General features: G+C 39.8%; 15 protein-coding genes and 1 pseudogene. 2 read left to right on the top strand and 14 right to left on the bottom strand.

Going from position 1 to position 13,472, the window contains the following annotated elements:
• Positions 1 to 48: 48 nt before the first annotated feature.
• The 10 genes from D1B31_RS01850 to D1B31_RS01810 all read right to left on the bottom strand — a co-directional run bounded on the left by D1B31_RS01850 (position 49) and on the right by D1B31_RS01810 (position 4,742).
• Positions 49 to 492, bottom strand: a complete 444-nt coding sequence (locus D1B31_RS01850) for a DUF3888 domain-containing protein (protein ID WP_204562977.1) — start codon at positions 490 to 492, stop codon at positions 49 to 51.
• 117 nt (positions 493 to 609) lie between these two features.
• The gene (locus tag D1B31_RS24980) at positions 610 to 741 is read right to left on the bottom strand and encodes a hypothetical protein (protein WP_275670683.1); all 132 of its coding nucleotides are present in this window, start codon (positions 739 to 741) and stop codon (positions 610 to 612) included.
• A 138-nt stretch (positions 742 to 879) separates the two neighbouring features.
• Complete coding sequence (locus tag D1B31_RS01845) at positions 880 to 1,257, bottom strand: Imm50 family immunity protein (protein ID WP_118919036.1); 378 nt, start codon at positions 1,255 to 1,257, stop codon at positions 880 to 882.
• A 116-nt stretch (positions 1,258 to 1,373) separates the two neighbouring features.
• Positions 1,374 to 1,748: a hypothetical protein gene (locus tag D1B31_RS01840; RefSeq protein WP_118919035.1), complete on the bottom strand. Its 375-nt coding sequence runs from the start codon at positions 1,746 to 1,748 to the stop codon at positions 1,374 to 1,376.
• A gap of 149 nt (positions 1,749 to 1,897) precedes the next feature.
• A complete protein-coding gene (locus tag D1B31_RS01835; protein WP_158587406.1) occupies positions 1,898 to 2,287 on the bottom strand; it encodes a VOC family protein in 390 nt (129 codons plus the stop codon).
• Between the two features lie 93 nt (positions 2,288 to 2,380).
• Positions 2,381 to 2,764: a VOC family protein gene (locus tag D1B31_RS01830; RefSeq protein ID WP_118919033.1), complete on the bottom strand. Its 384-nt coding sequence runs from the start codon at positions 2,762 to 2,764 to the stop codon at positions 2,381 to 2,383.
• 30 nt (positions 2,765 to 2,794) lie between these two features.
• Entirely contained in the window at positions 2,795 to 3,157 is a 363-nt protein-coding gene (locus D1B31_RS01825) for an ArsR/SmtB family transcription factor (protein ID WP_118919032.1), read from the bottom strand.
• Complete coding sequence (locus D1B31_RS01820; protein WP_118919031.1) at positions 3,158 to 3,577, bottom strand: SRPBCC family protein; 420 nt, start codon at positions 3,575 to 3,577, stop codon at positions 3,158 to 3,160.
• A 259-nt stretch (positions 3,578 to 3,836) separates the two neighbouring features.
• Positions 3,837 to 4,130: a hypothetical protein gene (locus D1B31_RS01815; protein WP_142922551.1), complete on the bottom strand. Its 294-nt coding sequence runs from the start codon at positions 4,128 to 4,130 to the stop codon at positions 3,837 to 3,839.
• A gap of 144 nt (positions 4,131 to 4,274) precedes the next feature.
• Positions 4,275 to 4,742, bottom strand: coding sequence for a DinB family protein (locus tag D1B31_RS01810; protein WP_118919029.1), 468 nt, complete (start codon positions 4,740 to 4,742; stop codon positions 4,275 to 4,277).
• A 341-nt stretch (positions 4,743 to 5,083) separates the two neighbouring features.
• Between D1B31_RS01810 and D1B31_RS01805 the strand changes: the two are divergent.
• Positions 5,084 to 6,213, top strand: a pseudogene (locus tag D1B31_RS01805) (IS110 family RNA-guided transposase).
• Between the two features lie 222 nt (positions 6,214 to 6,435).
• Here the strand turns inward: D1B31_RS01805 and D1B31_RS01800 are convergent.
• The gene (locus tag D1B31_RS01800; RefSeq protein ID WP_118919028.1) at positions 6,436 to 6,768 is read right to left on the bottom strand and encodes a hypothetical protein; all 333 of its coding nucleotides are present in this window, start codon (positions 6,766 to 6,768) and stop codon (positions 6,436 to 6,438) included.
• A gap of 506 nt (positions 6,769 to 7,274) precedes the next feature.
• Here D1B31_RS01800 and D1B31_RS01795 point away from each other — a divergent pair.
• Positions 7,275 to 7,385, top strand: a complete 111-nt coding sequence (locus D1B31_RS01795) for a YjcZ family sporulation protein (RefSeq protein WP_118919027.1) — start codon at positions 7,275 to 7,277, stop codon at positions 7,383 to 7,385.
• Positions 7,386 to 7,859: 474 nt separating this feature from the next.
• Here the strand turns inward: D1B31_RS01795 and D1B31_RS01790 are convergent, their stop codons facing one another.
• The 3 genes from D1B31_RS01790 to D1B31_RS01780 are packed head-to-tail and all read right to left on the bottom strand — an operon-like array spanning position 7,860 to position 13,356.
• Positions 7,860 to 9,437, bottom strand: a complete 1,578-nt coding sequence (locus tag D1B31_RS01790) for a SagB family peptide dehydrogenase (RefSeq protein ID WP_118919026.1) — start codon at positions 9,435 to 9,437, stop codon at positions 7,860 to 7,862.
• Positions 9,438 to 9,460: 23 nt separating this feature from the next.
• Complete coding sequence (locus D1B31_RS01785; RefSeq protein WP_118919025.1) at positions 9,461 to 11,401, bottom strand: TOMM precursor leader peptide-binding protein; 1,941 nt, start codon at positions 11,399 to 11,401, stop codon at positions 9,461 to 9,463.
• Entirely contained in the window at positions 11,401 to 13,356 is a 1,956-nt protein-coding gene (locus D1B31_RS01780; RefSeq protein ID WP_118919024.1) for a putative thiazole-containing bacteriocin maturation protein, read from the bottom strand. Before D1B31_RS01780 ends, D1B31_RS01785 begins: the two co-directional genes overlap by 1 nt.
• Positions 13,357 to 13,472 lie beyond the last annotated feature (116 nt).

Genomic DNA, 13,472 nt, shown 5'->3' with positions numbered 1-13,472 from the left:
AACAAAAAAGGTGGTTAATCCTTCTGGGATTAACACACCATTAAAAATTTACGCTGGACTTCTACATTCAAATTTTTCTTTTGGATTGTATTTTCTAACCTTATAATCCTTTAGTACCCAGTTTAGGTCTCCCCAATCTTTCTTTACGGTTATTGTAAATATATCAAGTGCATTATGGGCTCCTGTATAAGTCATTCCTTCAAGGGGGGCTTCAAATAGCCAAGAACCAGGGTGGTCAAGTTTTTTTATGTTTTTTACTCTTAGGCATTGAAAAGCTATTTGATAAGTAGTTCCATAATGCTTTTGAACTGCTTCATACATTTGTGGCTGTAAAAGGTCTATTACTGCATCTTCTAAAAGATTCTCCCTTGTTGCTTTAGTTTGATAATCTGCATTTGATATAGCAGTTGTCATAAAAAAGAAACATAAGGATAGAATTATCATTCTCTTCATCGAATACCTCTGAAAACTTTTTGAAAATATTATATCCAAATGTTTTAATTATATTCTTCTTGAACTAAACTGCCCCGTTTGCTCAATAAGGAATTAAACAAAAAAGGTGCCTTATCCTTCCTGGATCAACGCCCCTTTTATAACAAGAATATTGAATTATTTATATACCTCTTTTTCCAGTTTTTCAATTCTATCCCTTAGCATTATATTAGCTTTTTTTAGTTTAGTTGACTCATAAAACGCTCCAGCAGCCAATCCAAGAGCTATCCAACCCCATAACCAATCCAATTTACATCCCCCTATATATTGTGATTAAGATGCAAAATCTTATTGAACTATCCTGCCCCGTTTGTTCAATGAGAAAATCTCAAAAAGGTGCCCCAATTCTTCTAAGATCCACGCACCCAATAGTTCACCAGGAATCATCTAATATCCTTTAACAGATTGAATAATTCCAACACCTGCTTTAATTGATGTTTTAACAGTACCGATTATTCTGACGGTAAAAATATCGGCTTCATTATCTTTATTGATTTCAATATCGCCTCTATATGAACTTTCATTAGATTGTATATTGACCTCTTTTATATCGAAGAAGTCTATTTCAATAAAAGCAGTTGAATAGCCTTTTTCAAGCCACTTTTTTGGTGGTTTATCAGGGAACATAGGAAGATCAAAACCTATTGTTATCCTGTCTCCTTCACGGGAAATTTCAATTTTTTCAATCCGTAGGTTTTTCAAAGGAGGAACATTGGAGTATATCATTGAGATGAATTTATCGTCACTGAAATAATCATTCCACATTTTCTTCACCCCCAAAAAACACTTAATATAGATATTCTATTACCGCTCCTTCTTCAACTAAACTGCCCCGTTAGTTAAACAACACCTAAACAGAGGTGCCGACCAGTCCTCTAGCCTTAGCGAGTAAAATGCTCCTTAAATAATTGTTTAAAATGCGGTTTGAATACGAATTCAATGGTTAGCTTAGCATCCTCATTATCAACTGTAAGCAACAAACTTTTACATTCCTCCCCATCTGCGGTAATTTCAAATTTCGCTACCCGCTTCAGGTCCAATAGGGACAACAATCTGTTGGAACTCGACTCATTCACTTGTATTTTAACTTCACCATAAGAAGGGGACAGCTTAACCATAAAGTTCTCCTTTCCATTGGAGAAACGATAGGTTGCTTCGTTATAATAAAATGGCAAATCCTTTGACGTAGAATCTAATAATATTGGTTCAGTTTCAAATAATGATAAAAGGTCAATTTCATCTGGGAATATTGGCATTTTCGCATCACCTTTTTAACTGCTATTTTAACCTCGTCTTTTTGAACAAAACTGCCCCGTTTGTTCCATAAGGAATTCAACAAAAATGGCCGTTTATCCTTCTTGGACAACGTACCCTTTAATTTATATATTAACTTAAAAAAAATGGATTAATTGCTGTTTTTACTAACTAATTGAATTGGATTACCATCTAGATCTTGTACCCATCCAGATCTTAATTTATTATCTAAAAAATTATGAGGAGGAGATAATAAGGTTGCACCATTTTCTATTACATATTCAATGGCTAAATCAGTGTCATCTACCCATAAAACTAGTTCACAACCAGCGTTTCTTCCAGGAGTTAAACCATGTTCCTCTTTTGCAGTTTCTTTTGTTGCTATTCCCAAGTTAAACCCATCTAATAATAATTCATGATGAACTGCTTTCCCGCGAACATTGGCTGTAAAACTCACTTTAAATCCAAGTCTTTTATAAAAATTTCTCGATTCGTCTAAATTTTCAACGTAGTAAATGATATGAGGGTTTTTAAATTTCATACTTTTCCTCCCATTAAAGGTTTTTAACATTAAAAAGTTCCATTCTCCCACCATCAAATAACCCCATAATTTTAAGTGAAGCCCCTAATTAAGTCATTCATTATGGGAAACGATAGCAATCCAATTGCCATCTGGATCCGACACATACGCACGGGTAAGTCTAGCCTTATGAACTCTCGGCTCAAGTACTACCGTTACTTCGGCCTCACGTAGACGGTTAATAGCCTGAACCGCATTCTCCGCCCAAATAGAAAGTTCAAAAGGATGTCCAGGCGTAGGTGCAGATACACTTCCTTCCTTCGCAGCGTCATAAGTTGTCAGAGCAATCATGGAGTCACCAAGGCGAAGTTCAACATGTTCGGGCTCCCCTTTAACAGGAAAACGAAAGGTCTCTTCAAATTCAAGTAGATCTTTGTAGAATGTCAAGGAACGATTAATATCTGACGTGTAAAGAGCTGGGAAAGCAGATAAATACATAAAAATCTCCTCCTAATTTTAAAGTGCGAATCACTTTTTCAAATCTCGTTTGGAATTCTCTGCTGCTTGTTTAAGGCGGACAAGGGTTTCATCCCAATATTTTTCATACTTCTTAACCCACGGCATTAAAACGTTCCTTACAACTTCTGGATTTATCTGATAAATTTGTTCTCTGCCGCGTTTAATAGAATACACAAGATTTAATTTTCGTAACTGCATTAAATGTTTTGAAATGCCAGAACGAACCAAATTAGGAAAGTGCTCACTTAATTGTGTAACCGTCATTTCATTATGCTCTGCTAACAAATCCAAGATAGTGCGACGAGTATTGTCCCCGAGTGCTTGAAAAAAGTCTTTTTCATTCGCCTCGCTGGTTTTATCACATGAATCCATCTAATCCTCAGCTCGCTTTTTCAAGTTCTCGAGCAAGTGATGACGGGTCCAGCCTTTCTGGTATTCTTCATAAGTATTTTTCCAGCCTCGTTTCCCAATCGTTTCAAAACCTGAATGAGTGACATGAACCCGTACGCTATCGGATTTTTCTTCGAGGCGAAAAGTTACTTGTGTAGGATTAACCCAATCAGAGTCCTCTTCATACCAGGAGAGTTTCATTAATGTGGGAAATATAATTTCCAGTATCTCGCCGCTAATCACCTGGGTTTGTTCTGGATTTTTCAGTCGGTATTTACCTCCAACTCGCATATCAATTTGAATATCTGAACCAAACCATTGCCTCATTCCTTCCTGAGTTGAGATTAACCACCATACTTCCGATACACTGGCTTTGATATCAGTGAATCGCTCAATGTTCATATATCTCACTCCTTAGTGTTACCGTTCAGTAATGTGTTACTATCAGGTAACATAACAGATGAATTTAATATTGTCAAACGGCTATGAAGACACAAAAAAATAATTTTCAATATGTAATAAAAAAGGTACGTTAATCCTTCCTCCTTTATTTTGCCGACCAATTGTTAAACATTACTGCCACGTTTGTATAATAAGTATTTAAACAAAAAAGGCATTAATCCTGCTGGATTAATGCACCTGTTCAGTAATAGAAATCAATTTAAATGATGTCGGAGAGCTGATTAGTTTTCAGTTTCTGTTTATGCTCTAAGTCCTTAATTTTCTTCTCTAATTGTTCGATTTCTTTGGGTAATGACTCTAAAAGCTGATAATAAAGCATTCCACCATAGTTCAGTCCAGGGTAAAGAATGTTTAATGCTTCGACACCACGTTCGTTGAGAAGGGTTAAACGTTCCTTGGTTTGCTCTAAAGATGTTTTTAGATTTCCCAACAAATAAGCCATAGTGTAGCCTCCTAAAGAGCTATATGTCAGCGGCAAATCTTTTGTAATCATTTATACCTACCCTAATTACATTTTTATGAAACCATATATTTTTTTGAAATTACTTTGTTAAACAAACCTGCCCCGTTTGTTCAATAAAGAATTCAACAAAAAAGTGCCTTATTCCTGCTTGAATCAAAGAACCTGTTATGTTTTTTAGCTGGCTTTCCCTAAAGACTTTTTTATTCTTTCAATTTGGTCGAGATGTCCTCGAATATGTTGGACACGGTATTCCAATAATTCTTTGAATGTGAACCGTCCAGCATCCGCATACACTCCACCTCTTTCGAATTGTTCGGTTCTCAAATTACGGAGAATAGGTAGCATACTTGTGCGAAGTAATTTAAACAGCAGAAAGTATTCCTCACGGTCTAATTGTTCATATTCCAATGAAATTGCCCAAGCATCCTGGTCAGTCGATGTTAAAAGTGGTTCAGGTTCTGACAAAACTTTTTTAAGTCTATGAGTAGACACTAGCTCAGAATCTGTTATATGTATAATTATCTGATGTATACTCCATTTATCCTTTCCTGGTTTGAACCTAATCTCTTCCTCAGACAATTCTTTAATGGATTCCCTTAACATCTCATAGCCTCGACTGTACTCGTCAATCAACGCTTTCATTTGGTTCCTCCTAAAATATATCATTGAGTTATAAATTCTAGTTTAATCGTAATTATCCTTTACCGAGTTTTGTTCAACTAACCTGCCCCGTTCGTATTATAAGGTTAGCCAGATATTTCTGGTTGACCATTTTTTATATGGTTTTATTATTACGGTAGCCGGGGTAGAACGTACCTGCCCGTGGGAGGAGGATCCCGTCAACTAAACAGTTCACCCCCTACTTGCTTAAACATGATTTTGCTGGTTGGGACAATGATCTCGTATAACAAGCGAAGCTATGAAACTGCAAGAAGGACTAGGGGCTGCCGGTAAATTTATAAATTATTGGAGGAGATAAAAGAATGAATCCTGTTTTTGGACTGGATGTGGCCAAAGGCGAAAGCCAGGTACAGGCTTTCCTAGATAAGAAAAAACCTTATAAACCACAGGCCATTATCATACGCCTGTCGTCCAGTATTTTGAGGAAAGGGGCTACTTGCTTATTATTGTTAACCCACTAGTATCATATCGGGCAAAAAGCTCTTCCTTGCGGAAGGTAAAAACGGACATCATCGATGCCAGGCATTTGTGTGAGCTCTATTACAAAGAGGAGCTGGAGCCTTATAAAAAACGTGGAATTCAGCTTCTGAACCTTCGCAACCTTACAAGGCAGCACGAAAGTATGACAGGTATGTATGTACAAACAAAGCTCCAATTCCAGTCAGTGCTTGATCAGGTATTCCCTGAATACGAAGGTGTTTTTGGAGATTTATATTCAGTTGTCTCACTATTAACCTTATTGGACTTCCCTACATCCAAGGAAGTATTGGAAGTTGAAGAAGATAGCCTGGCCAAGCGGATTGATGAGCTTTGTAAAAGCCGTTCAAGTAAGTGGGCACGCACTCAGGCAAAGAAGCTTATCGAGGCAGCCTCCAGGAATCCTTTCAGGGAAATATTGTATCAAAGCCATATTACAAGTCTTGAACTGAATATAAAGATTCTTCTGGAATACCAAAGGCATCTATCGAAGTTGGAAGCAGAGATAGATGCCTTGGCAAAAGAAATGGAAGAATATCAACTCATCCAATCCATCCCGGGTATCGGAGAAAAGATCGCGGCAACGATCATTTCTGAAATCGGGGAGATTGAACGGTTTAACCACCCAAAAAAACTTGTGGCCTTTGCCGGGTTAGATCCCAGTATCTTTGAATCCGGCAGATTCAAAGGGACAGTCAACCGGATAACAAAAAGAGGCTCAAGCAGGCTGAGACATGCGTTATATATGGCTGTCCGGTGTGCGATTCGTGATGCACGCAAAAAGAAGACCACACCTGAAATCATCGCACGCAATAAGAAACTTCGGGAGTTTTATGATAAGAAACGTGGAGAAGGAAAGCCATACAAGGTAGCCATAATCGCTTGTGCCAATAAGCTTTTGCATTGGATTTATGCACTCTTAAAAAGCAATTCAACTTTCCAAGATATAGCCTAAAATGAAAAGCTAGCTAAATAGCTCAAAACCTTCCAAAAGACCTATCACGGAAGGTTATTTGGCATGCTTATTTTTAGCATACCACACAACAAAAAACCTTTTAAATGAAAAATGTTGACAAACTATTAGCTGGTTTAGCACAATAAGTAATTCAACAAAAAGGTGCCTTAATCCTCCTAGGAACAAAGCACCTTTTTGTTGAAGATGATTTTACTTCGAATACTAAAAAACCTCAATCCAAACCGTATATTCATTGTTATCTATTTCAATTAATTTAACATTTTCTTTAGATATTGATTTTTCATTTGTATAACCTGCTTCGAATTTTTCAGTAGAGGAACTTTGGTTCAGCTTAATAGCCGAAGGCATACCAATGTTTGCGGCATCTGTTACCAACCACTTACCATCCTCTTTTTCAATATTTGCTGCAAATATATCTTCATCATTGTCTAAAATTCCTTTATAAACACTAATAACTCTTCCTTCATCAATGTTGACCGTTTCATAAATTTCCTTTACTTCTGCATAATTTTCGTTTAAATGTAACCGTTCCAAAGCTTCTTTTGGAGTAGTTGTTGAAATATCATCATTCCCTCTGACAACCTACCAATAAAATTAGTGGAGAAATAAGAAAAAACAAAAACCCTAACATACCATAACCCCCTCCTTACATTAGTTACGTTGCAATTCGTTGCCAAGTTTCATTTTTGCTTAATTTAATATTCAAGCTTTTTCAACTATCCTGCCCCGTTTGTTCAATAAGAAATTCAACAAAAAAGGCGGTTAATCCTGCTGGACCAACTCAGCCGTTCGTTTAACAAGTAATCCTACATTTCACAAAATCACCGAATTACGAACTATTAAATCCACTCTTGTCCATTTCATATTGGTAATTTTACGCATAAACTAAATTAGCCGCCATCTACCACCACAGTTTTTTTACCTTCTACTGGACACTCATTATAATGGGTGTCCTTTAATTCATAATTAAGTCAGTTGTCCAAGCATGTTAAATCCAGTTACATATACTGTACTAACTTCAAAAAATGGAGGTGTAAGCTATGAGCGGAGGATATGGCGGATATGGACATCGTATGAATTTTGCACTTATCGTAGTGCTATTTATTCTTTTAATCATCGTTGGAGTTTCCTTTGTCCATCATGGTTACTAATTTAAATTAGGTATTCCTAGTTGAGGCTGACTACTAAGGTAGTCAGCCTTTCTAAAAAGAATACAATAAATAAATTAATTCCTCTTACGTCGCTTTTTTGGTCAAATATACATTTAAAGTTGTTTTCCTTGTTCAACTATCTGCCCCGTTAGCGTAAGTTCATTTTTTCACAAACTTTCCAATATCCATAATATTATTTTGCCATAGATATCCTATAACCGTCATAATTGCAACATCATTCACTCACTAAATCAAAAAAACACACACCCTCCCATAATTTTTTCATACCTGTGATTCACCATGTGAATTAGGACCAAATGAGCAACAGAACTTCGCGCCAAAATGTGGATAAATCAATAAAAAAAACGCACTGTGATGAAGTGCGTTTTCCATGTGTTTAACAATGTTTACACCTCTGAAGTAAGCCCATTACTAAATTACGACGGGGTTATCAAAAGGTTACTTTTCCCTTCCCTAACTATGCAAACCCCCTTTTATCCAAGCGCGTGGATGGTGTGGTCCGACGGGAATTTGGATCAAGCCCGTTTTTCCTTTCGATTCACTCCTGAATAGCTCATCACTTTGGTTCGCATCGAATCCCAATAATGCATGCCCGTTCATTCCTAAAGCACTCGCCACCAAGAGCAGCCGTTGCACGAGAATGCCCGCTTCCATTTGTTGAATACGGTATCCTCTAACCCCCAATCTCTCCTTGAGGTGATCCCTGTCTCCAACTACATTTATGCAGAGCGGAACTTGAGCCATATTGACAAAAGGCATTGTTAATCCATCTTGCAAAAACTCCCGGTGATCCCCCTTCGTTATTCTCCGCAGTGCATGCGTCCGATTGTCATATGCGTAAGCGCCATCAAGAATTCCCTCTACACGGTAAAAACTTCCATATAGTGAAACACGGCTTTCAATTTGTCCCTCTGTATCGTCAAGATCATTTTGATACAGAAAAGAAGATGTCTCTTTTAATAACGTAGATATTTGTGTTTGGCTCACATTTCCTAACGTGAAATCAATACCCGGAGAATACCGCTTTCTGCACGCTGCTGCGAAATCACATGAGAAGCTCTCCGTAACTGGCAGGAAGACCATCTCGGGACCTAATGGAGTTTCAGCATTCTTATTCGTTAATTTTGCAAAAGACTTCGTTGTTTCGAACATCGATGCTTCATTCAGTTTTTTCAGCATCGGATAATCAATGACTCTTTTTGAACGATTATAGACAGTATGATTCAACACTGGAACTTCCCGGCACAGTTCAGTGGCTGACATAGTTTGGTCTCTTTTTTTCCCATTGTCCACACAAATCATTGACGGTTTCGTACTTAACGGGATCACCGCATATACACTTTCCTCCTGCTCGGATAACCCAAGCAAGTGGTTGAGTGACCGATCAAGAAATTGGTAGCATACCTTTGTAGACAACCCCATTTGATTGGCCACTCCCAGGGTTTGCCCAATGATCACCCCTGCGTCCAGCCCTTGGAGCCTATAGGAAAAATTATTGTATTTATAAAAGTTTTTCCAAAAAAGCGTCGAGACAAAAACGGTGCAAAAACAGTCGGAAAGAGGAACGCCGTTATCAAGACTTCTGGACAAGTAGTGATCATAATTCCCTTCCCGCAGCAAAATAAGCTGGTGGTGCGCTACATCGTAATGGTAAATTCCTTCTGGAACATCATCCAGCTTTACATACACATATACTTCATTCGGATACAATGCCCCTCCGGAAGGAACAAATCTTCGTAATGACGGTGTAAAGCTCACATTCTTTCCAGTTTCATCAATTATGGGAGATTGAGCGAATTGCGTTAGACCGTATACATACCATAAGAAATGGCCAAGTTCATCCAGACTTGGGTTTCGATCATCTTCCCTCTTCTGGAGAGTTAAGGGCACTTCTGCAGATAAAGGAATCTCTGGCAAGCGACGGTACAATTTATACGGAAGTGGCGCGTCTTCCCAGTCTACCTCCCAATCTGGCGGAAAGACTTTTTCCGTGTCAAAATGCAGCAGGTGTAGAAATGTTTCCAGCTCCAAATGTTTGTCCTCCTACTCTTCCATTATGGGAACGGATGGGGAAATGGGTTAAGCTGTTCATACGTTAATGGTTCCGTCTCAAATCCAAGCTGAACCGGGACCTTGAGCACTCTTTCCAAACCTTTCACACGAGTGAGGTGATGCCCGAATGTCATTGGCAGCATACCGGGAATGATGACTTTTACGCAAAATAACCCATTCCGCTTGATAACCGGCGAAGTTTGGTCAACGACAATCACATCCAGGTTCAAGCGGCGAAACTTCTTTAGAATATCCTCGAGGTCATCCTTTAAATCCGCATTGGTCGGAGGCTCCTTGAATTCCTCGGCAAATGTGCGTAAAGGCCGTTGATCATCCAATAAAAAAGCAAACCGTTCCTCTGCTTCTTTCAGACCGTACAGCATTCCATGGTCCTCCATCGTCCGAACTGCGAACGGGTTATGCAGCATCTTTTCATATTTCTGTCTGTTCGTCTCCAATTTTTCGTCATCCCTGAACATCATTCCGGCAAGCTCGAAAATCGTGCTTTTGACAGCCTTAATTGGATCAGGATTCGCACCTGCAGCACATATGATGTTTACACCATTGGATCTTTTATTTTTTGCAATGGCCCACACACTTGGAATGCCATGTTCCATCGTTGAATTGTAAAAGTAAAGATCATATCCGGCCACATCTTGAATACGGTCCACCATCAGCTGTAATTCTGAATCGCTTGCAGAACGGAGATCAAGCCGTGGGAGGCGGAGCCTCGCAAACCAGGTTAACAAAAACGAATCCCGCTCGACAACCTCCATGATGGCATGGAAAATGGCTTCTTCTAAACTTCCGCCTAACGCGCATCCGTTTGATGTTTCATATACAAAGCCCTCCCCACAGCTTAAGCTGTAATAGGCAAGCAACTCTGGAACGAGAATCAGCCGTTCTTGTAAAAATGAGTACCCCCAGACCCAATTCATCTGGGCATCAGGATTGAACTTTTTATAAGGAAAATGAGGCTTTTCATATTGTTCGGATTCATGAACACCTACACTTTCAGGATTTAATGCGTTATGTTCTAAATGGCGATAACAATCACGAACGACTGTCCTTTTTCCCCGGGGCCCGATTCCGCAATATCGCTCCAAACCTTCCAAAATCGCAGTCAGTTCACTGATTTCATAAGAATTCGTCCGGCCCGCTACTCCCTCATCTCCTCCAAACAGAGGCATGATCACTAACACATCAGCAAATGGCAGCCTGACATCCTGCATTTTCCCATTCATGAGTCCAGTACGAAAATCAAGATAATCTTTGACTAGTACTGTTTTTAATTCATCCATCGAACGGCTGCGATAACTGTCCCTGTTGATTTTAGGACTGGATTGTAACCGGATTCGAGCCAATTCTGGAGTATCATTGGGTAATGAACTGCACAGCGGGCACGATGGGTCAGGCAAGAATAAGTGGCGTGAGGTCGATAGCATTTTTAGGTTTGTGATGTACATCCTTTCTTCTAAGTTGCAGGATTCTCCTTGAAGAATCTTCCTCACTTCATGACTGATCAAATCTGCCATATGAGATAATCCAATCCGTGATACCCAGGAATCTCGCAGTTCCCCTTCTTTTGCTGCCATTTTCCCTTGAATCTCCAACATTTCATGTCGGTCCGGCCCTGCAGTAATAAGCCGGATATCAGCACAGCAAGAACATCCCGGTGTATCCGGGCGTACGAACGGTCCAATGATTCCTTCCCCAAACGAAACGAAACCTCGAAGCCATGGGATACCTGCATCCCTAAATCTTTTTTCGGCTTTTTGATGAACCAAAGAATGCCAGGAATCGCGGAGCACGAGAGCCAGTTCTGTTTCAACCGGAACGTCTTCTTCGAAATTTTGACGCGTTATTGTAAAGGTTTGGGATAATTGATCAAAGACAAAATCCGCTAATAACCCCTTTCCATCCATTACTATTTGGGCGGCCACTAGGATCCCTCCTCCCGAACCTGTACACCAAATACTCCTGCCAGTTCCTCTTTCAAAAAAGGTTCAAACGAAAGATCATAAACAAATAAGCGTTTCCTATTTTCATTTAAGACCTGAATAGATGACTGTAACAGCTCTAATTGAATCATTTCATCACAAGAAGGAATGGTGAGATTGGATTTCTTTTTGTCAAAAAAATCAGCTGGCTCTTTTATCTGCCTTGCCATTGAATGATCCTGGTTTTGAGTATTTAATAAGGCCAGTTGCAATGCATTCCGTAATGCCAACGTTATATTCAAACCTGCTTTCGTATAGCATCGGCCATCCGAGCTTACCCGGATGACAGGGAAGCCCAGAATTTCCTCTCTCAACTCGATAAGCGGTGGGCCATTTAAGGTGGTCAGTGACTTAAAATAATATTTGCATTGCTGATCTTCTATTAATCCTTCATGTACAGCCAAAATCGTGCCCTGTTGATCTTCCTTTCTTTCTTTTAATTCTTCATCTAAATATCTTTGCAACCCTCGACAAACGGCTTCTTCAATTGTTTCTCCCGCACCAAACCCCATAAAACCCTCTGGGATGCTCCGATTACCATGATCATTTTGAAACCCATTAACAAGTGAATCAATCCATTTTGAAACATACATTTCAATGCCGGTCAGTCCGGCATTCCTTTTGGCATCCTCATGTGTAAAACCAGCGCAAAGCACCTCTGGAAGAAGGTCTGCCGGCCCATCGGAAACTGGATGAACTGCTTGAACATAACACCGTGGGAGAGGAAGCTGTATTAAATCCCGTTCCTCCCAAGAGTGGAAAATCCCAATCTCTTCGGAAGTCAGCCCGCTAAAATAGTCCAATAGTTTACTAGGCGGAGAATTTCTGTTCGGTTCTTGTTCAATCTTGAAATCAAGGTCTTCTACTAGCCTCGGAGCCTTACTGGAAGACGTTACCAACGGGTGGGCAATGAATGATAACCAGTTGCCTTCCAATGTGTCTAAATCAAGCAGGTAAATTTGATTGCCATTGGTTGGACTTGAAATCCCTGCAGCCTTCTTGAATAATTCAAATACAAGGACATTTGCCAAAATGGAACCAGTTGTTGAAGAGAAGCTGTCAGTTTTCTGATCTGTTTGCACGGCTGACCGGTGAAGGCGGCGCCATGCAGACTCCCAGCACCCATCTGATTCTGGATGAACGACTGGACCAGCCAGGCCTACTTGCTCTAAACAAATGGCAGGCAGAAAACCCTTTCTTTCCTCTTTGCAAACAGCATTAAGATTCCTTAGTTCATTTACATTCCCATCCTGCGAGACAAATAGAACCCAATCATAGGGCTGTACTGCTTGTTTCCAAAAACTCTTCTGTTCTCCTTCTTCAAATGGGTGCTCCTTAACCTCCACCTCAGAGTCGGCTTCACGCGCATTCCGCACTAGTTCATCAATTCTCCGACGATTTGTTGGTATTGAATCTGTTACGAGGAAATCGAATTTAGGAAGTCCGGATTCAATTAATGCCCCCACCAATGAAACAAGAATCGGACCAGCTCCGACAGCCAGAACTTTTGCCTGACGGAATTCCTGAAATTGGTACGCGGCTGAATCAACAAAATTCTCGATAAATTCAATTTGCGACGAATATTTTTCAAGAACCGTCCGATTTAATTGATGTGGCCGGTCTTGACTTATATCCCGCACAAAGCCATTCTGGACCAGCGTTTCCCCAATCTCAAAGACTCTCTTCTGATACGGGGCCGTCAGTCCTTCTGTCAATTCTCCCAATGTTTGCTCCCCGTTGAACATGGGTATCAGTGTCTCAATCCACTGATAGATGGTACTCCCTTTCATACGGAATGAGCTTTCGTTATTTCTAAAATACACACCGCCTTCCGGATCAGGCAGATAAAATGTATCTCTTTTTACCTTCAGACGTGTGGACGAGTTCAGTTTTGACATTCCGCTCCTCCTTATTTCTAATTATTACAACGATGCACTATCATTCTATGTCGTTTTATTTGTCCTTTATGTATAGCCATAAAAGCAGTGTCCCTGCCATAAGCTCGCAGGGACAC

It is taken from the genome of Neobacillus notoginsengisoli (genome assembly GCF_003515685.1).
Classification (GTDB): Bacteria; Bacillota; Bacilli; order Bacillales; family Cytobacillaceae; genus Bacillus_D; species Bacillus_D notoginsengisoli.
This window is presented reverse-complemented; position numbering and strand designations above follow the sequence as displayed.